At 68.7% G+C, this 21,665-nt stretch carries 28 protein-coding genes and 2 tRNA genes; 11 read left to right on the top strand and 19 right to left on the bottom strand.

Features of this window, described 5'->3' with window-relative positions; all coding sequences use genetic code 11:
- Positions 1-171 precede the first annotated feature (171 nt).
- Positions 172-1,188, bottom strand: a complete 1,017-nt coding sequence (locus ACOZ32_RS01775) for a phosphoribosylaminoimidazolesuccinocarboxamide synthase (RefSeq protein ID WP_205251022.1) — start codon at positions 1,186-1,188, stop codon at positions 172-174.
- A 147-nt stretch (positions 1,189-1,335) separates the two neighbouring features.
- On the opposite strand from ACOZ32_RS01775, the gene cofH reads away from it, so the two are divergent.
- Complete coding sequence (gene cofH, locus ACOZ32_RS01770) at positions 1,336-2,697, top strand: 7,8-didemethyl-8-hydroxy-5-deazariboflavin synthase subunit CofH (protein WP_205251021.1); 1,362 nt, start codon at positions 1,336-1,338, stop codon at positions 2,695-2,697.
- Between the two features lie 6 nt (positions 2,698-2,703).
- Here the strand turns inward: cofH and cofG are convergent, their stop codons facing one another.
- From cofG to ACOZ32_RS01745, 5 genes are all read right to left on the bottom strand, one after another.
- Positions 2,704-3,822: a 7,8-didemethyl-8-hydroxy-5-deazariboflavin synthase subunit CofG gene (gene cofG, locus ACOZ32_RS01765; RefSeq protein WP_205252124.1), complete on the bottom strand. Its 1,119-nt coding sequence runs from the start codon at positions 3,820-3,822 to the stop codon at positions 2,704-2,706.
- A 41-nt stretch (positions 3,823-3,863) separates the two neighbouring features.
- Complete coding sequence (gene cofC / locus ACOZ32_RS01760) at positions 3,864-4,493, bottom strand: 2-phospho-L-lactate guanylyltransferase (RefSeq protein WP_010903420.1); 630 nt, start codon at positions 4,491-4,493, stop codon at positions 3,864-3,866.
- Positions 4,493-5,287: a hypothetical protein gene (locus ACOZ32_RS01755; protein ID WP_205251019.1), complete on the bottom strand. Its 795-nt coding sequence runs from the start codon at positions 5,285-5,287 to the stop codon at positions 4,493-4,495. The genes cofC and ACOZ32_RS01755 overlap by 1 nt, the downstream gene beginning before the upstream one ends.
- The gene (locus ACOZ32_RS01750; protein WP_012289408.1) at positions 5,265-6,449 is read right to left on the bottom strand and encodes a tubulin/FtsZ family protein; all 1,185 of its coding nucleotides are present in this window, start codon (positions 6,447-6,449) and stop codon (positions 5,265-5,267) included. Before ACOZ32_RS01750 ends, ACOZ32_RS01755 begins: the two co-directional genes overlap by 23 nt.
- A gap of 157 nt (positions 6,450-6,606) precedes the next feature.
- The gene (locus tag ACOZ32_RS01745; protein WP_235157684.1) at positions 6,607-7,494 is read right to left on the bottom strand and encodes a complex I NDUFA9 subunit family protein; all 888 of its coding nucleotides are present in this window, start codon (positions 7,492-7,494) and stop codon (positions 6,607-6,609) included.
- A gap of 98 nt (positions 7,495-7,592) precedes the next feature.
- Here ACOZ32_RS01745 and tmk point away from each other — a divergent pair, with 98 nt between their 5' ends.
- A complete protein-coding gene (tmk, locus tag ACOZ32_RS01740) occupies positions 7,593-8,192 on the top strand; it encodes a dTMP kinase (protein WP_010903416.1) in 600 nt (199 codons plus the stop codon).
- A 10-nt stretch (positions 8,193-8,202) separates the two neighbouring features.
- Here tmk and ACOZ32_RS01735 read toward each other — a convergent pair whose 3' ends face one another.
- Positions 8,203-8,529 carry a hypothetical protein gene (locus ACOZ32_RS01735; RefSeq protein ID WP_285271531.1) on the bottom strand — a complete coding sequence of 109 codons (327 nt, stop codon included), beginning with the start codon at positions 8,527-8,529 and terminating at the stop codon, positions 8,203-8,205.
- A gap of 65 nt (positions 8,530-8,594) precedes the next feature.
- On the opposite strand from ACOZ32_RS01735, the gene ACOZ32_RS01730 reads away from it, so the two are divergent.
- Positions 8,595-9,641, top strand: a complete 1,047-nt coding sequence (locus ACOZ32_RS01730) for a thiamine pyrophosphate-dependent enzyme (protein ID WP_049892524.1) — start codon at positions 8,595-8,597, stop codon at positions 9,639-9,641.
- An 18-nt stretch (positions 9,642-9,659) separates the two neighbouring features.
- Here the strand turns inward: ACOZ32_RS01730 and ACOZ32_RS01725 are convergent, their stop codons facing one another.
- Entirely contained in the window at positions 9,660-9,899 is a 240-nt protein-coding gene (locus tag ACOZ32_RS01725) for an Lrp/AsnC ligand binding domain-containing protein (protein WP_012289406.1), read from the bottom strand.
- An 89-nt stretch (positions 9,900-9,988) separates the two neighbouring features.
- Between ACOZ32_RS01725 and ACOZ32_RS01720 the strand changes: the two genes are divergently transcribed.
- Together ACOZ32_RS01720 and ACOZ32_RS01715 are read left to right on the top strand one after the other, a co-directional pair.
- Positions 9,989-10,666, top strand: coding sequence for a potassium channel family protein (locus tag ACOZ32_RS01720; protein WP_205251016.1), 678 nt, complete (start codon positions 9,989-9,991; stop codon positions 10,664-10,666).
- Positions 10,667-10,894 (top strand): Lrp/AsnC family transcriptional regulator, encoded by a 228-nt coding sequence (locus tag ACOZ32_RS01715; RefSeq protein WP_010903411.1) that lies wholly within the window; start codon positions 10,667-10,669, stop codon positions 10,892-10,894. It abuts the gene before it with no gap.
- A gap of 16 nt (positions 10,895-10,910) precedes the next feature.
- On the opposite strand, the gene ACOZ32_RS01710 is transcribed toward ACOZ32_RS01715, so the two are convergent.
- Positions 10,911-11,387, bottom strand: coding sequence for a DUF5813 family protein (locus ACOZ32_RS01710; protein ID WP_205251015.1), 477 nt, complete (start codon positions 11,385-11,387; stop codon positions 10,911-10,913).
- 93 nt (positions 11,388-11,480) lie between these two features.
- On the opposite strand from ACOZ32_RS01710, the gene ACOZ32_RS01705 reads away from it, so the two are divergent.
- Genes ACOZ32_RS01705 through ACOZ32_RS01695 form a run of 3 tightly spaced genes read left to right on the top strand, consistent with a single transcriptional unit; the run spans position 11,481 to position 13,035 of the window.
- Positions 11,481-11,867, top strand: coding sequence for a fluoride efflux transporter FluC (locus ACOZ32_RS01705; RefSeq protein ID WP_424334878.1), 387 nt, complete (start codon positions 11,481-11,483; stop codon positions 11,865-11,867).
- Entirely contained in the window at positions 11,864-12,223 is a 360-nt protein-coding gene (locus ACOZ32_RS01700; protein WP_205251013.1) for a fluoride efflux transporter FluC, read from the top strand. The genes ACOZ32_RS01705 and ACOZ32_RS01700 overlap by 4 nt, the downstream gene beginning before the upstream one ends.
- 50 nt (positions 12,224-12,273) lie before the next feature.
- Positions 12,274-13,035 carry a heptaprenylglyceryl phosphate synthase gene (locus ACOZ32_RS01695; protein WP_010903407.1) on the top strand — a complete coding sequence of 254 codons (762 nt, stop codon included), beginning with the start codon at positions 12,274-12,276 and terminating at the stop codon, positions 13,033-13,035.
- Positions 13,036-13,037: 2 nt separating this feature from the next.
- Here the strand turns inward: ACOZ32_RS01695 and ACOZ32_RS01690 are convergent, their stop codons facing one another.
- From ACOZ32_RS01690 to ACOZ32_RS01670, 5 genes are all read right to left on the bottom strand, one after another.
- On the bottom strand, positions 13,038-13,391 hold the full coding sequence (locus ACOZ32_RS01690) for a nuclear transport factor 2 family protein (RefSeq protein WP_205251012.1): 354 nt from the start codon (positions 13,389-13,391) through the stop codon (positions 13,038-13,040).
- Between the two features lie 69 nt (positions 13,392-13,460).
- Positions 13,461-13,543, bottom strand: a tRNA-Leu gene (locus ACOZ32_RS01685).
- A gap of 78 nt (positions 13,544-13,621) precedes the next feature.
- Positions 13,622-13,963, bottom strand: coding sequence for a ferredoxin (locus ACOZ32_RS01680; RefSeq protein WP_424334877.1), 342 nt, complete (start codon positions 13,961-13,963; stop codon positions 13,622-13,624).
- Between the two features lie 46 nt (positions 13,964-14,009).
- A complete protein-coding gene (locus ACOZ32_RS01675) occupies positions 14,010-14,552 on the bottom strand; it encodes a peptidylprolyl isomerase (protein WP_012289404.1) in 543 nt (180 codons plus the stop codon).
- 67 nt (positions 14,553-14,619) lie between these two features.
- Positions 14,620-15,678, bottom strand: a complete 1,059-nt coding sequence (locus ACOZ32_RS01670) for an anthranilate phosphoribosyltransferase (protein ID WP_205251011.1) — start codon at positions 15,676-15,678, stop codon at positions 14,620-14,622.
- Positions 15,679-15,788: 110 nt separating this feature from the next.
- Here ACOZ32_RS01670 and ACOZ32_RS01665 point away from each other — a divergent pair, with 110 nt between their 5' ends.
- The gene (locus ACOZ32_RS01665; RefSeq protein ID WP_010903402.1) at positions 15,789-16,826 is read left to right on the top strand and encodes an Lrp/AsnC family transcriptional regulator; all 1,038 of its coding nucleotides are present in this window, start codon (positions 15,789-15,791) and stop codon (positions 16,824-16,826) included.
- Between the two features lie 9 nt (positions 16,827-16,835).
- On the opposite strand, the gene ACOZ32_RS01660 is transcribed toward ACOZ32_RS01665, so the two are convergent.
- From ACOZ32_RS01660 to ACOZ32_RS01640, 5 genes are all read right to left on the bottom strand, one after another.
- Positions 16,836-17,102 carry a hypothetical protein gene (locus ACOZ32_RS01660; RefSeq protein WP_010903401.1) on the bottom strand — a complete coding sequence of 89 codons (267 nt, stop codon included), beginning with the start codon at positions 17,100-17,102 and terminating at the stop codon, positions 16,836-16,838.
- 31 nt (positions 17,103-17,133) lie between these two features.
- Positions 17,134-17,340 carry a hypothetical protein gene (locus ACOZ32_RS01655; RefSeq protein WP_012289403.1) on the bottom strand — a complete coding sequence of 69 codons (207 nt, stop codon included), beginning with the start codon at positions 17,338-17,340 and terminating at the stop codon, positions 17,134-17,136.
- 237 nt (positions 17,341-17,577) lie between these two features.
- The gene (locus ACOZ32_RS01650) at positions 17,578-17,898 is read right to left on the bottom strand and encodes a hypothetical protein (protein WP_227970882.1); all 321 of its coding nucleotides are present in this window, start codon (positions 17,896-17,898) and stop codon (positions 17,578-17,580) included.
- Positions 17,899-18,089: 191 nt separating this feature from the next.
- Positions 18,090-18,163: transfer RNA gene (locus tag ACOZ32_RS01645), tRNA-Ile, on the bottom strand.
- Between the two features lie 74 nt (positions 18,164-18,237).
- Positions 18,238-18,795, bottom strand: coding sequence for an FxsA family protein (locus ACOZ32_RS01640; RefSeq protein WP_285271293.1), 558 nt, complete (start codon positions 18,793-18,795; stop codon positions 18,238-18,240).
- A gap of 100 nt (positions 18,796-18,895) precedes the next feature.
- Here ACOZ32_RS01640 and ACOZ32_RS01635 point away from each other — a divergent pair, with 100 nt between their 5' ends.
- Entirely contained in the window at positions 18,896-20,476 is a 1,581-nt protein-coding gene (locus ACOZ32_RS01635) for a DUF255 domain-containing protein (RefSeq protein ID WP_424334876.1), read from the top strand.
- Positions 20,477-20,766: 290 nt separating this feature from the next.
- On the top strand, positions 20,767-21,567 hold the full coding sequence (locus ACOZ32_RS01630; protein ID WP_010903396.1) for a TrmB family transcriptional regulator: 801 nt from the start codon (positions 20,767-20,769) through the stop codon (positions 21,565-21,567).
- Positions 21,568-21,665: the final 98 nt, after the last annotated feature.

Below are 21,665 nucleotides of genomic sequence, written 5' to 3'. Positions count from 1 at the left end.
TTCGAAACCGCTCTGAATTCATCGGAACATCAATCATGATTCTGTAGGTGAGATCTGGAACTGTTTAGCTCAGACATTCTGATAGGCGTCTCCAACACTCGTTTCACAGAGGTTCCGTTCAAACCGCCAGCCAGAATGCAGGACACCGCGACCACGACGACCGCCGCCGCATCACTCGAAGGCGTCGAGCGCGTCGCCGAGCGGCGGCGCGTCGAACCACTCGCGGGCCGTGTAGCGGTTCGCGCCCGCGGCGTACAGGTCCGCCGCGGCCTGCAGGATCTCCGGCGGCAGCGGGTCGGGGGACGGCTCACAGAGGGACTTCCAGTCGGCGACGCCGCGCTCGTCTGCCGCCCGCTTGGCGTCTTTGAGGGCGCCGACCCACTCGGGGGCCGAGCGCTTGTAGAACTGCCGCACCGCCTCCTTGGAGACCTCTCGGCCGTCGAACCGGAAGCGGTTCTCGTCGAACGTCCCGGCGACGTCCGCGACCCGCACCTCGCCGTCGACGTATACGCATTCGAGCTTGCCGTCGTCGTGGACGAAGCCGGCGTCGGCCGCGCAGTCGGTGATGGTTTCGTTCACGCGGCGCGCGAGCGCGTCCAGCTCCGCGATGTCGGCGTCGCCCGCGATCTCGTCGGCCATCGACCGGGACAGATAGCGGTCTTGCTCCTCGTACTTCGTCGAGAACTCCACGATCGTCTCCGGCAACTCGACGGGTCCCTGGGGCCATTCGTCGGCGTCGATCCCGACGTCCGCGGGGGCACACCGCGTCCGGAGGCTGGAGCCGACCGGCACGGCGTTCCGGAACACCACCTCCAGGGGCACGAGGTAGTTGCTGCCGCCGGCGTCGTGGTACCGGTCGTAGTCGTAGTTCCCGTCCTCGAACGGGAGCGTGGGCACCTGCGTGAGGTCGATCACCATCTGGGTGGGTGCCTCGGGGGCGTCCGCCAGGCGCACCGTCTCCCCACCCGGCGTCCGCACGCCCTGGTAGTGTGTGGGGACGCCCGCGGCCGCGAGCTGTTCGAACGTGTACGCCCCCATGGTGCAGAGGCTGGCCCCCTTGCCCGGAACGTGGTCGGGCATCTCCCCCCAGTCGAACACCGAATACCGGTCGCTGAACTCGAAGACACCCCGCCCGAGGTCGGTGTCCGTTGCTGGTGACTCGACGCGGCGGTCTTTGACGCTCGCCATACCACTATGCCTGGGACCCCACCCCATCAATCTTTCACTTGCGTGCGTACACGCCACTCGTCTGCGCGCAGTCTGTCCACGAATTTGCGTACGGATCCGGCTGCCGCTGTGGCAGGGTTTTTGCCCGTGCAACCGGTGCCATCGACAATGACCGACGCCAGCGCTCTCGACTTCGACGTGGTCCCGAGCACCGACCAGTCGTTCGAGAACGCGCTGGCGAACGCCCGTGACGGCCGCCGCCTCACCGTCGCCGACGGCATCGAACTCATCACCACGGGCACCGACACCGACGGCATCGACCCGCGACGCAAGGAACTCGTCCTGGAGGCCGCCGACCGCCGCCGGGCCGACGTGGTCGGCGACGACGTGACGTTCGTCGCCAACCTCAACAACAACGTCACCACGGCCTGCAACACCGGCTGCCTGTTCTGCAACTTCAAAGACACCGCCCACCGCTTCGAAACCGAGCACGAGGCGGCTCACGGCGGCTTCACCAAGACGCCCGCCGAATCGAAAGCCACGGTCGCGGACGCCGTCGAACGCGGCGTCTCCGAGGTCACGTCGGTCTCGGGGCTGCACCCGGCGTTCGGACTGAACGAGGCCCACCGCGACGCCCTCGACCCCGACGACCCCGACCACAACTACAAGCCCCCCGAAGCGTACGACACGGACCCGACGACGTACGCCGCGCAGATCGCGGCGATGAGCGAGGCCGGCGCACACGTCCACTCGATCACGCCCGAGGAAGCCCACCACGCCCAGCGCGGGGTGAGTTGGGGTTACGACGAGGTCTACGAGACGCTGGCCGACGCCGGCCTCGACACCGTTCCCGGCACCGCCGCCGAAATCCTCGTCGACGAAGTCCGGGACGTCATCTGTCCCGGCAAAATGACGACCGACGAGTGGGTCGCCGCCATGGAAGCCGCCGCCGACGCCGGCCTCGGAACGACCGCCACCATCATGTACGGCCACGTCGAGAACGCCGCCCACCGCATCCACCACCTCGACGTGATCCGCGCCCTCCAGGACCGCACCCACAACATCACGGAGTTCGTCCCGCTGTCGTTCATCCACGAGCAGACCCCCCTCTACGAGCGCGGCGTCGTCGACGGCGGCGCCAGCGACGCCGAAGACGAACTCATGATCGCCGTCTCGCGGCTGTTCCTCGACAACATCGACCACATCCAGTCGTCGTGGGTGAAGTTCGGGGACGCGAAGGGACTGGCGCTGTTGAACTGCGGCGCCGACGACTTCATGGGCACGATCCTCAGCGAGGAAATCACGAAGCGCGCCGGCGGCCAACACGGCGAGTTCCGGTCGGTCGCCGACTACGCCGAGATGATCTCGGCCATCGGCCGCACGCCGGTCGAGCGCTCCACGGACTACACGACTCGGCACGTCATCAACCCCGACGCGGACACCATCGGCCCCCACGTCGGACCGAACGCCGACGGCACGCCCCTGGTGTCCGAGCGCGCCGGCACGCCACCCCACAGCGCCGGCGACTAACCGCCGTCACTCCGCGCGCACCGCCTCGTACCGGTCGCCGTCCTCGATCGCGCGCCAGATGCGCTGGCTCACCCAGCCGTCACCGGCGGTCCCGCCGTCGGCGGGCAAGAACCGCTCGTACACCGGCAGGCGCTCGCGCAACGGCACCCCCGCGTGGTCGGCGATGGCCGACAGCTCGTCGAGGGCCGGCCACGCGTAGTCCGGGTTGATGTGGTCTTTGGTCACGGGCGAAACGCCGCCCAGATCATCCACGCCGCAGTCGACCAGCCCGCGCACGTCCGTCAGGTTCGGCGGCACCTGCACCCCGACCTCGGCCGGGAGCACGGCCCGCGCCATCGCCACCACGCGACGCATCGTCTCCGCGCCCGGCGGCTCGCCCTGCCAGCGCGCGTTCGGACGCACCGGCTGCACGATCACCTCCTGGACGTGGTCGTGGCGCTCGTGCAGCGCCCGGATCGCGAGCAGGCTCTCGGCGCGGTCCCGCCAGTCCTCGCCGATCCCCACGAGAACGCCCGTGGTGAAGGGCACGCCCAGGTCGCCCGCCACGTCGATCGTGTGCAGGCGCTGCTCGGGGGATTTCGCGCGTGGGCCGCCGTGGGCCTGTACGTCAGCCGTTGTCTCCAACATCACCCCCATCGACGCGTTCACGTCGGCCACGGTGGCCATCTGTGCGCGCGTCTGATCGCCGGGGTTGGCGTGGGGCAACAGCCCCGCTTCGAGCGCGATCTCACAGGCCGCCCGCAGGTACTCGTGGATGGAGTCGTAGCCCCACTCGCCGAGCTGCTCGTGGATCGCAGTGTAGCGGTCGTCGGGCTGGTCGCCGAACGTGAACAACGCCTCGGTGCAGCCCGCATCGGCCCCAACACGGCACTGCTCGCGGATCTCCTCCGGCGTCAACAACGACGCCTCACCGGGCACGTCGTAGTACGTGCAGTACGTACACGTGTACCGACACGCCGTCGTCAGCGGCACGAAGACGTTGCGCGCGAACGTGAGACTGGACGCCGGCGCCACGTCCGCCGGACGCACGTCGAGGGCGCGCTCCACGGCGGCCTCGGAGACCGACACTGACACGTCGTACTCGTCGCCGCCGAACTGTGTCTCAGTCACGGCACACCCCCACATCCAGACGCCACTTCATGCCAACGCGTCCGGCCGTCGCGCGGTTAGTCGTTGGGTTCCCGGACCACGGTTGGCGTGCCGTCGTCCACCGCGAGCCGCCACCCGCCGGCGATCAACCACTCCCGGGTCCGGCGCGTGTTGTGCACGAACACGTCCACGAGATCCGACGCGTCGTCGACGTCGGCCGCCAGCCGGAACGAATCAACCGTGGTGACGGTCAACCCGGCGCGCTCGGCCGCCGTCACGTGATCCCGGAACGACACGCCGTGATACGACACCGGCACGTCGGCCGTCCGCGCGAGCACCACGTTCGTGCCGCCGCCGCTGCCGGGCGCGAGCACCACGTCCCCGCTGGCGGCGAACACCCGCCGGATGGCGTCCGGCGTGGCGAGCGCGAGGTCCGCCATCACGACCGCCGTCGGGAGCGGCCCGTCGGCGATCGCGGCCGCCACCGCCGTCGACAGCGCGCGGTCGTCAACGGTCACGGGCGCGTCGACGGGCCGCGACACCGGAGCCGTCGCAACCACCACCGGGTCGCCGCCCGCGTCCCGCACCGCCCCAAGCACGTCTGCAAGCATTGCGTACGCGAACCCACGCCGCTCCTCGGCGTCCGCAAAGAACTCCGCAAGCCGCGACTTCGGATCCCGAGGGTCGAACGGCACGACCGTCCGCATCACCCCAGCTTGTCGTAGGTGTCACGCTGCTGGAGATACCAGTAGCCGAGCCCACCGAGCACCAGCAACACCACAACCGCAGCGCCGCCGTACATCAACAGCCGGGTGCGCTTGGCCGAACTCTGTGCGCTGCTCGCGGCGCTCTCGGCCTCGTTGGCGTTCGTGACCGCCTGGCTGAACTCGCCGGCGTTGTAGAACTCGATGGCGTCGCGCACGTCGCGTTCCGCGCCCGTGACGCTTCCGCCAGCGTCGGTCGCGCGCTCGACCGCGGCCTCCGCGTCATCGATCGCCCTGCGAGCCTCCCGGCTGTCGGTCGTGTACGGCCGCGTCTCGAAGGCCGATCCGATCTGGCTCGTCGAGCCCCCGCGCTGGGTCTGCTCGAAGGACGCGTAGGTCACCGTCTGCTCGGGGTCGTAACTCCACTGGAACGTCTCCGTTCCCGGTGTCGTCCCCTCGATCTGGACGTCCGCACGCGTCACCGCCGTCGCGGCGTCGAAGTCGTACTCTATGGCCTGTCCGGTCAGCGTCTCCTCGTCGACCTGATTGCCGGCGTTGTCGAACGTCTGGATCGTCCACGTGACGTTTTCGAGGTCGGTCTCCGCGCGCAGCGTCCACTCCTCGTAGTCGCTGAACGGCTCCGCGACCTCGAACGTCGTCGATTGCTGTTCGCCGACCTGCACCGTGCTCGGCTCGTCCCCGCTGACCGACACTGCAGCCGCCGGTGTCGCTGCCACTGCAAGCAGCGCCACGACAGCGAGGACAGCCCCGAGCTCAGAATAATGGCTCGAGCTCATCCTCGTCGTCTTCGACTAACTCTTCTAAGTTATCTTCGCTTTCCTCTCGGATCTCGTCGATGTTGTCCTGGGCCTCGATGGCGACCTCCTGAAGCTCCTTGATGCGCGGGACGTCGTTGACGCCCGACAACAACACCACGGAGGCCACCTGATCGGAGTTCGACACCGGGTAGTCGCCGCCCCGGACTTCCATCGATCCGGTCTGGTCTTCGAGCCACTTCCGCCCGCGCTCGATGCCTTTCCGGTTCAGGTACTTCGGCGGGCCCGCCGTGACCAGCAGCGCGCGCTCGCTGCCCTCGATCTCACACGGCAGCGTGAGCCGCCCCAGCGCGGCCTTCCGCACGAGGCTGGTGATGCGGTTGGTCGTTGAGGCGGTGTCCTCGAGTTCGTCGTCGTCGCCGGTGAACCGGGACAACAGCCCGCTGCCGGCACCGCCGCTGTTGTTGTCCACCGTCTCGGAGGCGTAGCCGATCGTGGACACGCCGCCGCCGGCCAGCGTGTTGATGATCTCGCTGGAGTCGACGACGGACTCCGCGACATCGCCGCCCTGCTCGACCTCGCCCGCGCCGAACAGGATGCCGAACCGGGTGACGATCTCCTCGTTGATCTCGTCGTAGCCGCCCTGCACGGACTCCCCGGACTTCCGCCAGGCGTCGTTGTCGAACACCAGGAGGTTGTCCACCTCCCGCACGAACGTCTGGAACGACCGCGCCGCGTTCAGCGTGTAGATGCCACCCTCGTCGCTCCCGGGCAGCACGCCGATCCCGTAGACTGGCTCCGTGTAAATGCGCTTGAGGTGTTTCGCGATGACCGGCGACCCACCCGAGCCGGTGCCGCCGCCCAGCCCCGAGATCACGAGGAACGCGTCGACCTCGTGGACGGGGATGGAGTCGATGGCCCCCTGTACCTCGTCGATGTCCTCCTCGGCGATCTCCGCGCCGAGTTCGTTGTCCGCTCCGACCCCGTGTCCCTTGACGCGCGACTGCCCGATCAGCACGCGGTTCTCTTCGGGGATATGCTCCAAGCCCATGAGGTCAGCCTTGGCGGTGTTGACGGCGACGGCGGCGCGCACGATGTCCGACCCGTGGCGCTCGTCGTACTCGATGAACTTGTCGAGTATTTTCCCGCCCGCCTGACCGAACCCGATCATTGCCAGTTTCATGCGGAATCCTTGCCAAGGTAAAGCGCCAACGGCTGTATAAGGCTTTTGCAGACGAGCGTCAGACGCCCGCTTGGACGCCCAGTACGCCCGCTACACGCCCGTTCTGGTCGCCCGCCGTCGCCCCGCATCAGACGGCATTCATGTAACTGTTCTCTCATCATTCGACACCGAGGTACGCTGCCAGCGTCCGCAGCGTCGACGGGTCCACGTCGAACGCGGTCACGTCGTTGGCGCTGGTGGTGTTGTCCAGTTTCAGCGACCGGTACTGGTCGGCACCCATGGGCACGAACGGCAGCGGGTCCGCGAGCGTCAGCCCCACCGCAGCCAACGGCATCGGCACCGGAAGCACGCGCACCGACTTCCCGGCCGCGCGATACGCCATCCGGGTCACGTCCGCCAGCGTCAGCACGTCCGGGCCGCCGATGTCGTAGGTCTCCCCCCAGTGGGCCTCCGTGCTGAGGGCGTCCGCGAGCATCGGCACGAGGTCACCGACCCAGATCGGCTGGAACTTCGACGCGCCGCCGCCGGGCAGTCCCGTGACGTAGGGCGTCGTGAGCTGCTTCGTGAACGGGACGAACTCCCCGCCGTCACCGAACACGACCGACGGCCGCACGATCGTGTGGTGGAGATCCGACGACCGCACCGCTTCCTCGGCGCGCCCCTTCGCCCGCAGGTACGCGGTCGGTCCCGTGGGGTCGGCGTCGAGGGCTGACAACTGGAGGATGTACTCCACGCCGGCCTCCGACGCCGCTGCAACCACGTTCTCGGTGCCGCCGAGATGCACGTCGAGGTGGCGGCTGTCGCCGCCGGAGGGCTTGAACAGCGGCGACAACGCCACCAGGTTCACCACCGCATCGTGGCCGTCGATCGCGTTCGCGACTGTCTCCTTGACCGTGACATCGCCCACGATGCGGGTGACGTCCGCCGGGAGGGCCGCGTCAGCCGGCTCCCGTGCGAACGCCGTCACGTCGTGGCCGCGATCGTCCAACTCTCGACAGAGGTGTGTGCCGATGAACCCCGTCCCGCCAGTAACCAACACGTCCATACTGTCACACACACACGCGGCCATCGTAAAAGTATGCAACGACGCCGCCGACCGCCGATCCGAAGGGCGTTTGTACGCCGCTGGCCGTCACCTCGGGTATGCTCGTCACGCTTGAGGGACTCGACGGAAGCGGGAAGACCACGGTCTGGGAGTCGCTTCGAGCGTCCCACGACGACGGCGTCACGTTCACCGCCGAGCCGACGGACTCGCAGTACGGCCAGGCCGTCCGGCGGTCGGAATCCGCGGCCGACGCCGACCCGATCGCCGAGCTGTTCCTGTTCACCGCCGACCACGCCGACCACCTCTCGCGTGTCGTCTCTCCGGCGCTCGACCGCGGGGATGTCGTGATCTCGGATCGCTACTCGGACTCCCGGTACGCCTACCAGGGCGCGACGCTGGCCGACACCGTCCCGCGCGCCATGGAGTACGTCCGGGGCATCCACCAGCCCTGGACGCGCCCCCCGGACGTGACCCTTTATTTCGACGTGGACCCCGACACGGGGGCCGCGCGGTCCGGCGCAACCAACAAGTTCGAGACCGCCGCGTTCCTCGCCGACGTCCGGGCGAACTACGAGCAGCTCATCGACTACACCCCCGAGCGGTTCGTCCGCATCGACGCCACACAGTCCCCGGAGGCCGTGATCGCGGACGCCGAAGCGGCGCTCGCCGACGCGCTGCCGGACGACGCCTGGGCGTGAGTGCGCCGCCCTACTGTCGGGTGTTCTCCGTGCGGTCGCTGAACTCCTCGACCGGCGGCAGCCAGAACAAATGCACCGACCACCCCAGGAAGAACGGGAACGCCCACGTGGTGACGATCAGCGATCCGGGATCCGCGAACGTGCCCGCGCCAACCCCAAGCACTCCGAACAGGATCGTCGTGACGACGTAGACAACGGGCACGAGTACGAGCGTGTAGATCACCGCCCCCAGTCGCGTGTTCAGCGTGATGCGGAAGAACCGCGCGGCGAACGCCGCGATCGCCGCGTGCACGACCACGATGAGGGCAACACCGGCAGCGGTGGCGGCCGAAACCATACCGGGTGTACTGCCTCGTGGGGCTTTTCGCTATCGGTAAGTACCTGCCCACAGTCCGGCCGGATATGCACCGCGTCATCGGGGCCCGTGATCTCCACGCTGTCGACGTGAGTGAGGAGCAAGCGCGCGCTGTTCTCCGGGACATGGTTCGCGCCCGGCACTTCGACGAGCGCGCGCTTGCCCTCCAACGCCGCGGCTGGATGCCCGGATACCCACCGTTCAAAGGACAGGAAGGGTCGCAGGTCGGGGCGGCACACGCTCTCGCCGGCGACGACTGGCTGTTCCCCACGTATCGTTCCAACGCCATGCAGCTCGCCCGTGGCGTCCCCGCAAGCGATCTGTTGCTCTTCCGGCGGGGGCGCGCGGAGTTCCACTCCGACCACGACCACAACGTCTTCCCGCAGGCCGTCCCGATCGCCAGCCAGATCCCGCACGCGGTCGGCGCGGGGATGGCGATGTCCTACACCGACAGCGGGCAGGCGTCGCTGGCGTACTTCGGGGACGGCGCAACCTCCGAGGGGGACTTCCACCAGGGGATGAACTTCGCGGGCGTGTTCGACGCGCCCGTGGTGTTCTTCTGTGAGAACAACAACTGGGCGATCTCGCTGCCCCGGGAACGCCAGACGGCAAGCGACTCCATCGCGGCGAAGGCCGACGCCTACGGCTTCGAGGGCGTGCAGGTCGACGGCAACGATCCGCTTGCCGTCTACGAGACGGTGACCGACGCGCTGGCTGGTGCCCGCGACGGCACCCCGATTCTCGTCGAGAGCCTGACCTACCGGCAGGGCGCACACACGACCAGCGACGACCCCGACCGGTACCGCCCCGAGGAGGAGGACCTGCCGGCGTGGCGGACCGCCGATCCGGTCGACCGGTACGCCGACTACCTCCACGACCAGGGCGTCATCGACGCCGGGTTCGTCGAGGAGTGTTTCGACGCGGCCGCCGACGAGATCGACGACGCCGTCGAAACCGCCGAAGCAGCCGGCGCGCCCGCCGTCGACGAACTGTTCGATCACGTCTACGCCGAGCGCACGCCCCGCATCGACGACCAGAAGGCGTGGCTGGAGTCGTGGCTGGAGACCCACGACCCACAGGAGATGGAGTTCTGAGCGCGGCGCCCGCCGCGCTCACGCCGTCGCCAGCGTGATGTACGTCTTCGTGTCCGTCACGCCGGTTATCGTCCCGATCTCCGTCGACACGTTCTGTAGGATGTGATCGACGACGTCTTCGCCACCGACCTCCGCGATGACGTCGTAGTTGCCCGCCACGACGCGGGCATCGGTCACGCCCTCCATTGTCGTGACTGCGTCGCAGATGTCCGCGACAGCACCTGCACCGGCGCTCACCATGACGAATGCGCGTGTCATGCCTCTCTGTACCGTGGCACACACCAAAAGCATTGCTGCATGAGACCATCACACAAACTTATTTGTTGTGGCATATCGTACTGGAACACATGGACATCGTTATCGTCGGGGCTGGGCGCGTCGGCTCCCGGACCGCCCGGGTCGTCACGAACGAGGACCACGCCGTCACCGTCATCGAACAGGACTACGACAGGGCAGAGCGCGCCCGCACCGAGGGCTTCGACGTCGTCGAGGGCGACGGCACGAGCGAGGACACCCTGCTGGACGCCGGCATCGACACCGCCGACGCGATCGGCGCGCTCACCAGCGACCTCAACACGAACTTCATCGCCTGCATGGTGGGCAACCACCACGACTGCCGCACCGTCCTCCGGATCGACGAGGACTACCGCGAGGACATCTACCGCAAATACGCCGACGAGGTCGACGAGATCGTCTACCCCGAGCGCCTCGGCGCGATCGGCGCGAAAAACGCCCTTCTGGGCGGCAACGTCACCGCCATCGCCGACCTCGCCGAACACCTCCAGGTCGTCCAGCTCACGGTCACCGACGACGCCCCCATGCGTGGCTACAGCATCAGCGAGCTGGAGCTCCCGGCGGGCGCGCGCCTGCTCGCGTTCGGGAAACACGACGCCTCGCTTGCGTTACCCCTGCCCAGCGAAACGCTCGAGACCGGCGACCGGATCGCGGTCCTCGCCGAGTTCGACACCCTCGACAGCGTCCGCCAGATCCTCGTCGGCAACGCCCCGCCAACGGAGGTGGCCTGAATGGTCGTCGCTTACGTCCTCGTGAAAGCCAACACCGGCCGTGCGGAGGAACTGCTCGACGAGATCGCGACCATCGACGGCGTCGTCAACGCCCACATCGTCGCCGGCGACGTCGACCTCATCGCGAAAGTCGACGTCGACACGCCCGCCGACGTCAAGGAAATCGTCACCGCCCCCATCCAGAACCGCCGCGGCGTCGAAGACACCGAAACCTACATCTCCATGTAGGCCGGCCAACCCCGTCCTACAGCGGCGTTCCGCCGGCTTCCTGCGCGTTCTGGGCGGCCTGCTCGCGCATCGCCTGCACCGCCTCGATGTAGTCGTAGCCCGGCACGATCCCCTGGAACCACGTTCCTTCCACGTAGTTCACCAGCGCCAGCGCGTCGTCGGCGGCCATCCCGGAGCGCGGTGCCATCGTCAACGTCACCGTGATCTCGCCGCCCGCCCGCGTGACCGCCGACACCGACACGTCCTCGGCGCGCGTGACGCTGTCAGCGTCCCGCACGCGGCGCTCGAAGGTCTCGTACCAGCCGTCGCTGACCACGTCCGCGACCTGCTCGGTTGTCGCCGCGTCCAGCGTCGGCACCACGACCGCGATCTCGACGCCCGGCGGCTCCACGGCAACCACCGCCTCCCAGTCGTTCGTCGTCGGCGCAAACGATCCCTCCGCCACCGCCCGGAACCGACCGTGAGACTCGAACTCACCGGCGATCTCGTCCATTGGCCGCCCCTACGGTGCCGGGCCGTTTGGACGTTGCGCTGGCGGCGCGGCGCTTCGACAGCTACACGCGCGCCCACCCGCAATCGGACCACGATGGGGACTGCACTCCGGATCGACGCGCGGTCGACAGCGCTCGTCGCCGTTGGCGGGGCCGTCGGCGCAGTGCTCCGGTACACCGTCGCGCAGGTGATCGCCGGCCCGCTGGGTACGCTCGCCGCGAACGCCGCCGGGAGCCTCGCGCTCGGCGCGCTGGCCTACGAGGCCGCCGCCACCGACAGCGCGCTCTCCGCCGACGCCCACACGCTGCTTGGGACCGGCTGCCTGTCGGCGTTCACGACGTACAGCACGTTCGCCGTCCAGACCGCAGGCCTCGCGCCGCGCTGGATGGCCGCGAACGTCGCCACGACATACGCCCTCGGGTTCGCGGGCGTGCTCGTTGGGCGCGCAATCGCCGCCACAGCGCGGGGTGATCGGCGATGACCGGCCCGGTGGTTCCGCCGGCGGTGCTCGTCGCCGCCGGCGGCGCGCTCGGCGCGGTGCTCCGGTGGCGCGTCGTCGCCGCCACGCCCACCACGGAGTACCCCGCGGGCACGCTCGTGGTGAACGTCGTCGGGTCGTTCGTGCTCGCCGCACTCACGTTCGCCGCGGCCGACGCCGACATCATGCTGTTGTTCGGCACGGGCGCGTGTGGCGCGTTCACCACGTTCGCGTCGTTCAGCGTCGACGTGGTCGCGCTCGTCGACGCCGACCGGCCGGTGGCGGCCGCCGGCCACGCCCTCGGCAACCTCCTGGGTGCCGGGCTCGCGGTCGCGCTCGCGTGGCTGCTGGTCGCGTGACGACCCCGCGGTCGGAGGACTGAAGCCCACGCCCCAGCAAACCCGCGGTAATGACCATCGACTGGGGGTCAGTCACCCACATCACGAAAGTCGACCCCGCGGATCCGCTGCCCGACGACGCGTCCGTGCTCGGGCACACGGATCTCGTGATCGTCGGCGGCTCCGACGGCGTCACGGAGTCGAACACGCTCGCGACGATCGAACGCATCGCCACCGAAGCCCCCGACATCCCGGTGTGGCAGGAGCCCTACAGCGGCAGCCACGTCTCCAAAGACACCATCGAAGCCGTCGACAACGTCGCCGTTCCAGCCGTCTACAACGGCGATTCCGCGAACTTCGTCGACAAACACGTCGACTTCTTCACGCAGGCCGCCCGCAAGCCAGCGCAGCTCACCGGGGCGAATCTCCCGCTGGTCGGCGACATCGTCGAGTCCAAGGGCCGAGACGCGGTCACCGACCTCACCGACGCCGTGCTCGCGGAGGGATACGTGGTCCAGAACCTCGACTCGAAGGCCGCCGCCGAGTCCGGCGTCGACACCCTCTACACGCCCGAGCAGGTCGCCGGCGCGGCCCTCGCCACGGAGTCGTTTTTCGACTTCCCCGTGTTCTACGTCGAATACTCCGGCACCTACGGCGGCCCCGCGGACGTCGAGGCCGCAGCCCAGTACCTCGAAGACACCACGCTGCTCTACGGCGGCGGCATCCAGAACGGCACCCAAACCCGGGCGATCCTCGACGCCGGTGCCGACGCGGTCGTGGTGGGTGACATCTTCCACGAGGACCCCGACCGATTCATCGACACCATCCCCTGACGCTACTCGTAGGCGAGCCACAGCCGCTGGATCAGCCCCTCGACGACCGTGTAGACGCACAGCGCATCGCGCTCCCCGCCGTCCGTGTTCGTGATGTGTTCGTGGTCGACGACGTACGGCCCGCAGCTCACCCGGTCCACGACGCTGATCTCCGGGGCCGCCTCGGCGAACTGCTCACCGTACGCCGCCTCGATCGCCGCCGTCCCCACCGCGATCGGGTCGCCGTCGCCGTCCAGTGCGTCGAACGTCGTCACGACGGCGTCGTCGTCGAACTCCGCGGCGAACGACGCCACGTCACCGTCGTTGTACGCCGCGATCTGGCGATCGACCACGTCCTCGGGCTCCGTGCTCCACATGTCGGCACCGTCGCAGCGCTCCCCGATGAAGCCTGGGGCGCTCGCCGCCGGCAGCGCTCGCAAAACGAGTGCGAGAGGTGGGATTCGAACCCACGAACCCCTACGGGAGCGGGTCTTAAGCCCGCCGCCTTTGGCCGCTCGGCCACCCTCGCATCTCCGTAGTGTGGGGGCGCGGAGAAGTGGGTTACGGTCACGCGGCGGCGCGAACACGGCGCTGCCCGCGTCCGCCGCTACCAGTCGACGGACAGGCTGCCGTCCCCGCTGGGGTCGGGCGCGATCTCCTCGTCGCTGCGGCGGTCGACGACGTGAATGACGCCGTCGCCTTTCTTCGCGGGGCAGGCGTCGGCGGCGTCGATGTTGTGCTGGAGGTCGTCCTCGTCGAAGAAGTACGCCACCGGGTCGCCCAGCCCGGTGCCGATGTCCATCTCCCAGTTGGCCGACACGGCGGCGCATTTCCCCGCCCCGAAGCATTTGTTCGCCTCGAAGATGATCTTGTACGGCGCGTCCTCGATCGGTGGCGCGTCGGTTTCGCCGATGTCGCTCGGGTCCGGCGCGGTGTCGGCGTCGCTCATGGGTCACGCTTGGGCGTGACCGGTCTTTCGGCTTTCGGTCGGCGGTCTACTCGTGGATCTCGACGCGGTCGATGGTGATCTCGGACGCCGGCGCGTCGTTGGCGTCGGTCTCGACATCGCCGATGGTTTCGACGACGTCCATGCCGTCAGTGACCGCCCCGAACACCGCGTGGCGGCCATCGAGGTGCGGTTGGGCGTCCAGGGTGATGAAAAACTGGCTGCCGTTCGTGTCCGGCCCGGAGTTCGCCATCGAGAGCACGCCGGGGCCGTCGTGGGTGAGGTCGTCGTGGAACTCGTCGGCGAACTCGTAGCCGGGGCCGCCCCGGCCGGTGCCGGTCGGGTCGCCGCCCTGAATCATGAACCCCTCGATGATGCGGTGGAACGAAACCCCCGCGTACAGCGAATCCCCGCGGATCTCGCCGCTCTCGGGGTCCTCCCAGGTGACGGTGTCCGGCGCCGGGTCGGCGTCCGCCGCGGGCTCGTGGCGCGCGAGGTTCAGGAAGTTCTCGACGGTGCGGGGGGCCCGCTCGTCGTACAGTTCGATGTCGAATTCGCCCTCGCTCGTGTGAACCGTGGCGTCGACTGGCATCGTGTTCCGACAGTCGGCGCGCCGCATGAAAAACCCTCCCGACTCGACCGCCGCCGCGTGGCGGCGCTCAGAACGCCCGCAGGTCGGCCAACAGCGCCTCCGCGGTGCCGTCGGAGATGACACGCTCGGCGGCCTCGATGCCCTCGTCGAGCGTGGCGACGTCGGTGCGCGCGTACAGCCGCAGCGCGGCGTTCACCAGCACGGCGTCGTGGAACTGGTCGGTGCGCTCGCCGGACAGCACGTCCTTGGTGATCGTCGCCGAATCGGCGGCCACGTCCTCGACGTGGAGGTCCTCGGTCTCGAAGTCCATGCCGTACTCGGGGGTTTCGATGGTGAAATCCGCGAGGTCGCTGCCGGCGTCCCACTCGGCGACGGTCGTCGACCCCGGGCGGACGTCGTCGTACCCCTCAAGCCCCTGGAACATGAGCACGCGCTCGAAGCCGGCGTGCTCGCTCTCCCGGACGGTTTCGACCATCTTCTCGGCGAACGCCAGGTGGTAGAACGACCCCAGGTGGACGGCCGCGTCGGCGGGGTTGGCAAGCGTCTCGACGGTGTTGACGAACGTCCGCACGCCCATCTTATCCCGGCGGTCCCACAGGGCGTCCACGGTCGGGTTGAACGCCGGCTGGTAGTAGAACCCGAAGCCGTGCTCGTCGACCATCCGCGCCGACGCCTCCGGCGTGAGCTCGGTGCGCACGCCCAGCGCGTCCAGGACGTGCTTGTACGCGACCTCCTTCTGCGAGGGGACGTGATCCCCGGAATGCACGACGATCGGCGTTCCGGCGGCGGCGGCGACGATGCCCGCAGCAACGCCGAGCACCGCCGACCGCGCCTTCCCGTCGTAGTTCGCCCCGCAGTCCACGGGGTCCGCGTCCGGGGCCGCCGTGTGCCGGCTCTCCTCGTACATCACGTCGACGTACGCGCCGAGCTCCTCGGGGTTGTTTTTCTTCCAGCGGTTCGCCAGCCAGAACGCGCCGAGCGTTGTCTGATCCGGTTTCAGGTCCAGAATGCGCTGGAACGCCTCGCGGGCCTGCTCGCGGTCCATGTCCCCCGCGGATTTCGGCCCGGACGCAACGACTTCGGTGTTCAGGCGCTTCAGCGGCCACTCGCCGTACTCGTCTGCCATACACGCCGGTTGGGCGTACACCGGGGTAAATCCACGCACTTCCTCCCAGATCGTGGTACGCCCGGCCGGAACCGGTACACAGTAACCGCGGGCGGTCGTAGCTCCCCGTGATGGTTTCGGGTGATTGGCGCGACCACATCGACGACACCGACGCACGCCTGATCGACGACTACCAGAGCGGCTTCCCGGTCCGCGAACGCCCCTTCGAGGCGCTGGCCGACGACCTCGATACGACCCCGTCGGACGTCCTCGACCGCGTTCGCAGCCTCCGTGACGACGGCGTCTTCCGGCGCTTCGGCGCGGTCCTGAACCCGCCGGTTATCGGCTCCTCGACGCTGGCGGCGGTCGCAGCGCCTGACGACCGCTTCGACGAGGTGGCCGACGTCATCAACGGCTACCAGCAAGTGAACCACAACTACGAGCGCGCCCACCGCTACAACCAGTGGTTCGTCGTGACCGCCGGCGACCGGGAGACACGCGACAGCATCCTCGCGGACATCGCCGACCGCACCGGCTGTGCGGTGTTGAACCTCCCGATGCTCACGGACTACTACATCGACCTGGAGTTCCCCGTGGTGAACTCCGACCGGTTCGCCCGCGAGTCACTGGCCCACACCGCCGTCGACGCCACACGCATCAGCGAAACCGCCACCGGCGACCTCGCCACCCTCGACGCCGAGCTCCTGCTTGCGATCCAGGACGGGTTCCCGCTGTCCGCCACGCCGTACCGAGACATCGCCGCCGACATCGACGCGGACGTCAGCGCCGTCCTCGACGCCGTCGAGCGCCTGCTGGCCGACGGCTGCATCAAGCGCGTCGGCTGCATCGTCAACCACGTCGTCACCGGGTTCGACGCCAACTGCATGGTCGTCTGGGACGTCCCCGACGACGAACTCGACGAGCGCGGCGTCGCCGTCGGCGAACTCCCCTACGTGACGCTGTGCTACCACCGGCCGCGGCGACCCGACCAGGACTGGCAGTACAACCTCTTCACGATGATCCACGGTCGGGAAAGCAGCGCTGTCGACGAGAAAATAGACGAACTCGCAGCCACCGAACTCCCGTTCGAACACGAGCGGCTGTACAGCAAGCGCACGCTCAAACAGACCGGCGCTCGCTACGACGATCTGGTTGACGCCGCCGAGTAGTCTCGGCGGTTACTCGCGCGCCGTCACGAAGAGGATCGGCGCGATCACGAGCAACGCGATGCCGACGAACCGGAACATGAACGGCGTCTCGCCGAGCAGCGACTCCGGCGTCGCCAGGAACAACACCCCGAACAGGGTGGTGTTGATGGCGACGATCTTCCGACTGCCCAGCGGCAGCGTTCCGACCACGGAGCCGATCAGCAACACCGCAAGCACGTGCCCGATGTGGTAGTTCTGTAGGAAGTTGTCGACCAACGGCAGGGGCGTGAACACCATCCTTTGAACGAATTTGGCCGCGAAATCCTCTTTAAGGTTCCGTTCCGCCCTCCGTCCGGGACAGGTCGAGGGGGCGAATCCACGTGTACCACACCGTCAGAACCATCAATCCGTACCCGCCGGCCCACACCGCCTCGTCGGCCAGTCCCGTGGTGGACTGCGCGACCAGATAGCTCGCAACCCCGGGGAGAACAACCCCACCAGCAAGCACTGCGGCGAGTTTCACGTGGTCGTTCACGCGTCACTGTTCGGGCTCGAGCCGCCTGAATGTCCCGGTTCGTGACCGGTCGCGATGGCACTGTGTGCGTTCCGTACAGGGGGAGCCGCACCGGGGTCGGCAGGGGGATCACGCTTGACGGACTGGGCACCCCGGGCGGTCAGAGACACGGGCTCCGAGCGGAACCCACGAGACCGTAGCGCCCCGACCGTTGTTAACCCACAGCCGCAGTTGCAGCGCGTGCAAACGCCGCGCCGTTCACACGCCGAGTTGGCGCGCCATCCACTCCTCGCCGGCCTGCCCCAGCATCGCCTCGAAGTCACTGAACGACGTCCGTGCGGCCACGTACTCGTCGAACGCCGCTTCGGGGATCGCCGCGAACTCCGCCCGCGACGACACCGACCACTGGCTGGCCGCCATGAACGCCTCGAAGCTCTCGGCGTCCGTGTGTCGCTGCATGAACGACGGCGGGAACACCACGCCCAGCGCGTCCCCGTTCTCGGCCAGCGACGCCGCCCGTGCGTGGAGTTCGTCCACCACCGCGCTCACGCTCCCGTACTCGTTGCCCCCGTCACTCATACCACGACCATCGACGCCCGCGGTCAAAACAGTTCGGTGCCCACGCCCCGACGGCGGCCACACCTCCCGAGCGGGACGCGATACCGAGTCGTGCAGCCCTGGGTTCAGCGGACCCCAACGCATGACGCCACCAACGACAGCGCTACGGACTCGAACCACCGGCGGAAAAACCCTGCCGCGCGAACCGCTAGTGGGTCAGTGCGGATTTGAACCGCAAGCCTCCACCTTATCAGAGTGGCGCTCTACCTAGTTGAGCTACTGACCCGCGCACTTCGAGGTAGTCCGGTGGTACAATTAAGGGTTTCCTTTCGACCGGACGACGGCAGCCGGTCCCACGGCTCACTGGTCGTCGTCAGCGTCGTCCTCGAAGGAGACGTCGTAGGCGTCGTCGCCGAGATTGATGGTGTCGTCGTCGCCGTCGCCCGCGCCGCCGCCGAACCCGGATCGAGGGTCGCCGCCGGCCCCGCCGTCTCCCCCGGGGAACCCGAACGTGTAGACGTTGCCCGAGACGAACCCGCCGGTTTTCGCGTCGAGCTTCGGAGTGACGTACCGCTTGACCCCCCAGCGGAACGCCACACGCGTGACCGGGATCACGATCAGGAACCCAAGCGCGTCGGTCACCAGGCCCGGCGTGAGCAGGAACGCGCCGGCCGCGATCAGCAGCCCGCCGTCGACGAGCTCGTTCGTCGGCGGGTCGCCGCGCGCGACCGACGCTTGCAGCCGCGACAGCGTCGCACGCCCCTCCGCCCGCACGAACAGCGTCCCCAGCAGGGCAGTCAGAACCACCAGCGCCACGGTCAGCTGCCAGCCGAGCTCACCCGCCACGAACACCAGAAAGACGGCGTCCACGAGCGGCACCACCAGCAACGCAAGAAACACCGACCGAAAGCGAGGCATGCCCGAGGGTTGCCGGGCATGCCTGATAGCCTTTCTGCTCCCGCCGGTGCCGTTCGGCGGTCCGAAACCGTTTCCCGGTGGCGACGCGGAGTACTGCCGTATGAGCGACGCCAGCGACGACCGAACGCGCGTGGAGTGGCGCGAGTGGGGGAGTGATGCGTTCGCGGACGCCCGCGAGCGCGGCGTGCCCCTGCTGGTGTCGGTTGTGGCCACGTGGAGCGAGTCCTGCCGGGCGATGGCCCAGCGCACGTACGCCGAACCCCGGATCGCGGCGAACATCAACGACGACTTCGTGCCGGTGCGCGTGAACGCCGCCCGCCGCCCCAGAGTGCGCGAGCGGTACAACATGGGGGGGTTCCCGTCGACGGTGTTCGTCACCCCCGACGGCGAGCATATCGCGGGCGCGACGTTCCTCGAACCGGATGGCTTCCGGCAGGTCCTCCAGCGGGTGCGCGAAACCTGGGACGACGCGGGCGCGGACGCGGGCAGCGTGCCGCGCGCGCTGTCCGGTGGCGAGCCACCGGCGGCGCCGCTTTCGGGCGACATCGAGGGGTTGGTTGCGGGCCAGCTCGCCGACCAGTACGACAGCGACCACGCGGGCTGGGGGACCAGTGAGAAGTTCCCCCTGCCCGAGACGGTGTCGTTCGCGCTGAAGCGCGACCGGGACCGCGCGCTGCGCACCCTGGACGCGATCCGCCGCCATCTCGTGGGCGACGACGGCGGGTGTTTCCGGTTCGCGCACGGCCGCGACTGGTCGGACCCCCAGACGGAGCGCACCCTCTCGGTGAACGCCGGCATGCTCGCGGCGTTCGCGCACGCCTACCTCACCACCGGCGACGACGAGTACCGCGGGGCGGCCACTGGCGTCCTGGACTACCTCACCGAAACGCTCTGGACGGGCGCGGCGTTCGGCGCGGGCGAAACCCCCGACGGTGGCGTCGACGACGCCGCGTACGCCGACGGGAACGCGCTGGCCGCCGACGCGTTGCTGTCGCTTGCCGCGTACACGGGCGACGACCGCGCAACCCGGTACGCCGAGCGCACCCTGGCGTATCTCGCCGACGAACTCCTCGTCGACGACACGGTTCGACACTACGCAGGGGCGGCCGCGCCCGTGGGCCTGCTCGCCGACCGCGCGCGCGTCGCTGGTGCGTTCACGACGGCGGGGCAAGTGTTGGATCCGGCGTACCTGGAGCCGGCACGCGCGGTCGCCGACCGCGCGATCGCGGACCTCCAGGACGACACCGGCGCGTTCGTCGACGGCCCCGAGACGGGTGCTGGGCTGCTCGACGAGCCGCTGCGCCCCATCGACGACACGGCCGCGATGGCGAACGCGCTCGTCGACCTCTCTTACCTCACCGGTGAGGCGCGCTACCGGGACGCCGCGCGGGACGCCGTCGCCGCGTTCGCGGGGGCCGCCGAGCGCATGGGCGTCCAAGTTGCGGGGTACGCGACCGCCGCCGCCCGCCTCAGCACTCGCCCGCTGGTGATCCGGGTGGCCGACGACCCCGGCAGCGAGCTCCATCGGGCCGCGCTCCGCATGGCCGACCACGAGAAGGTGGTCGCCGTCGGTGTGGACGGCGACCCGGGGACCGCGTGGCTCGACACTGCCGACGGCGACACCGACGCGGTCGTCACCCCGAGCGCGCTCGCGGCGCTCGTTGCCGACACGGCGCAGTAGCCATCCCGCCGCCCGGCGGTCGCCGGCGGTTTCCGGTCTCTTGCCCGCTATATAGGCCTCTGGAGCGGGATTCAAGTCGCTGGCGACCGATCCGCTACGTGATGGCCCACGACGAGCCCGGCTCCCCCTCGGACACCGTCCCGGACGTTGACGAACTCCTCGGTGATCTCCCGTACGTCGTTGTCTGGCGCGCCAGGCCGTGACGCCGCATACGCCGTCCAGTCCCGGCAAGTGCTGCCGATTATAAACTGTCGGAGCGTTTTTCACGGCGTGTCTTGAATTGACGCACCATGTCCGACTTGAGGGACTTGGGGCTCTCGGAGTACGAGGCCAACGCTTACCGATCCCTGTTGCGCATCGGCGCAGCAACCGCCAAGGAGTTGTCGTCGGCCAGCGGCGTCCCGATGGGACGCATCTACGACGTGCTTGGCAGCATCGAATCCCAACACCTCGTGCGCAGCCAGGCCGCCAGCCGGCCGAAGAAATACGTCGCCGTCGAACCCGAGACGGCGCTCAACAGACTGCTTGAGGACCGCAAGCGCGAGCTCCAGGAGAAAGCCACCCAGTACGAGAACGTCGTTGACACGCTGGCGCGCGAACTCGACCACCCGAAAGCCCCCGAAGACGGCTTCTGGACGGCGGAACTCGGCCCGGCGGCCGCGCTGGATCTGTGGCTGGAGCGCATCGACGCCGCCCAGGACACGATCACGCTGGTCTCGGGGACGCCCGCCTCCGGGTTCGACCTCGACGACGTATCCAGCCAGGTGTTCGACCGGCTCGCGGTCGCCGTCGAGCGCGGCGTCGACGTCTCGGTGCTGTTGTCGTCGGATCTCGCGGACTGCATGCCACACGACGTCAACGAGCGATACATCGACGCGCTCGCCGACGACCCCACCTACGAGGTCCGCATCGGCGACAGCATCGACGGCAACGTCACCATCATCGACGGCGCGGAAGTCTGCCTTGAGGTCTCGAACCCCGTCCAGCCCGGCGAAGCGTTCGCCACCATCGACCTCCAGGACCGCGAGTTCGCCGCCGACGTCCGCGCCGCCTTCGAGGAGAGTTGGGGCGATTCGACGACGCTCGGCTGAGCCGGCCGGCGGCTGTGCCCGCGGGCGGACAGCTGCGACGCTCCCAGGGCTGATCTCTGCGGGTGCGTGCCCGCCTGTCGATGTCGTCCCGCAGCCGC

Source organism: Halobacterium sp. MBLA0001 (genome assembly GCF_049705385.1).
Lineage (GTDB): Archaea > Halobacteriota > Halobacteria > Halobacteriales > Halobacteriaceae > Halobacterium > Halobacterium salinarum.
Note: the sequence above shows the minus strand (reverse complement) of the source record. Positions and strands in the feature narration are given on the sequence as shown.

What these genes read in the sequence shown, in the direction of transcription:
- ACOZ32_RS01775 (WP_205251022.1), bottom strand. Translation starts at nt 1,188, where the DNA reads ATGGCGAGCGTCAAAGACCGCCGCGTCGAGTCACCAGCAACGGACACC.
- cofH (WP_205251021.1), top strand. Translation starts at nt 1,336, where the DNA reads ATGACCGACGCCAGCGCTCTCGACTTCGACGTGGTCCCGAGCACCGAC.
- cofG (WP_205252124.1), bottom strand. Translation starts at nt 3,822, where the DNA reads ATGTGGGGGTGTGCCGTGACTGAGACACAGTTCGGCGGCGACGAGTAC.
- cofC (WP_010903420.1), bottom strand. Translation starts at nt 4,493, where the DNA reads ATGCGGACGGTCGTGCCGTTCGACCCTCGGGATCCGAAGTCGCGGCTT.
- ACOZ32_RS01755 (WP_205251019.1), bottom strand. Translation starts at nt 5,287, where the DNA reads ATGAGCTCGAGCCATTATTCTGAGCTCGGGGCTGTCCTCGCTGTCGTG.
- ACOZ32_RS01750 (WP_012289408.1), bottom strand. Translation starts at nt 6,449, where the DNA reads ATGAAACTGGCAATGATCGGGTTCGGTCAGGCGGGCGGGAAAATACTC.
- ACOZ32_RS01745 (WP_235157684.1), bottom strand. Translation starts at nt 7,494, where the DNA reads ATGGACGTGTTGGTTACTGGCGGGACGGGGTTCATCGGCACACACCTC.
- tmk (WP_010903416.1), top strand. Translation starts at nt 7,593, where the DNA reads ATGCTCGTCACGCTTGAGGGACTCGACGGAAGCGGGAAGACCACGGTC.
- ACOZ32_RS01735 (WP_285271531.1), bottom strand. Translation starts at nt 8,529, where the DNA reads ATGGTTTCGGCCGCCACCGCTGCCGGTGTTGCCCTCATCGTGGTCGTG.
- ACOZ32_RS01730 (WP_049892524.1), top strand. Translation starts at nt 8,595, where the DNA reads ATGCACCGCGTCATCGGGGCCCGTGATCTCCACGCTGTCGACGTGAGT.
- ACOZ32_RS01725 (WP_012289406.1), bottom strand. Translation starts at nt 9,899, where the DNA reads ATGACACGCGCATTCGTCATGGTGAGCGCCGGTGCAGGTGCTGTCGCG.
- ACOZ32_RS01720 (WP_205251016.1), top strand. Translation starts at nt 9,989, where the DNA reads ATGGACATCGTTATCGTCGGGGCTGGGCGCGTCGGCTCCCGGACCGCC.
- ACOZ32_RS01715 (WP_010903411.1), top strand. Translation starts at nt 10,667, where the DNA reads ATGGTCGTCGCTTACGTCCTCGTGAAAGCCAACACCGGCCGTGCGGAG.
- ACOZ32_RS01710 (WP_205251015.1), bottom strand. Translation starts at nt 11,387, where the DNA reads ATGGACGAGATCGCCGGTGAGTTCGAGTCTCACGGTCGGTTCCGGGCG.
- ACOZ32_RS01705 (WP_424334878.1), top strand. Translation starts at nt 11,481, where the DNA reads ATGGGGACTGCACTCCGGATCGACGCGCGGTCGACAGCGCTCGTCGCC.
- ACOZ32_RS01700 (WP_205251013.1), top strand. Translation starts at nt 11,864, where the DNA reads ATGACCGGCCCGGTGGTTCCGCCGGCGGTGCTCGTCGCCGCCGGCGGC.
- ACOZ32_RS01695 (WP_010903407.1), top strand. Translation starts at nt 12,274, where the DNA reads ATGACCATCGACTGGGGGTCAGTCACCCACATCACGAAAGTCGACCCC.
- ACOZ32_RS01690 (WP_205251012.1), bottom strand. Translation starts at nt 13,391, where the DNA reads ATGTGGAGCACGGAGCCCGAGGACGTGGTCGATCGCCAGATCGCGGCG.
- ACOZ32_RS01680 (WP_424334877.1), bottom strand. Translation starts at nt 13,963, where the DNA reads ATGAGCGACGCCGACACCGCGCCGGACCCGAGCGACATCGGCGAAACC.
- ACOZ32_RS01675 (WP_012289404.1), bottom strand. Translation starts at nt 14,552, where the DNA reads ATGCCAGTCGACGCCACGGTTCACACGAGCGAGGGCGAATTCGACATC.
- ACOZ32_RS01670 (WP_205251011.1), bottom strand. Translation starts at nt 15,678, where the DNA reads ATGGCAGACGAGTACGGCGAGTGGCCGCTGAAGCGCCTGAACACCGAA.
- ACOZ32_RS01665 (WP_010903402.1), top strand. Translation starts at nt 15,789, where the DNA reads ATGGTTTCGGGTGATTGGCGCGACCACATCGACGACACCGACGCACGC.
- ACOZ32_RS01660 (WP_010903401.1), bottom strand. Translation starts at nt 17,102, where the DNA reads ATGGTGTTCACGCCCCTGCCGTTGGTCGACAACTTCCTACAGAACTAC.
- ACOZ32_RS01650 (WP_227970882.1), bottom strand. Translation starts at nt 17,898, where the DNA reads ATGAGTGACGGGGGCAACGAGTACGGGAGCGTGAGCGCGGTGGTGGAC.
- ACOZ32_RS01640 (WP_285271293.1), bottom strand. Translation starts at nt 18,795, where the DNA reads ATGCCTCGCTTTCGGTCGGTGTTTCTTGCGTTGCTGGTGGTGCCGCTC.
- ACOZ32_RS01635 (WP_424334876.1), top strand. Translation starts at nt 18,896, where the DNA reads ATGAGCGACGCCAGCGACGACCGAACGCGCGTGGAGTGGCGCGAGTGG.
- ACOZ32_RS01630 (WP_010903396.1), top strand. Translation starts at nt 20,767, where the DNA reads ATGTCCGACTTGAGGGACTTGGGGCTCTCGGAGTACGAGGCCAACGCT.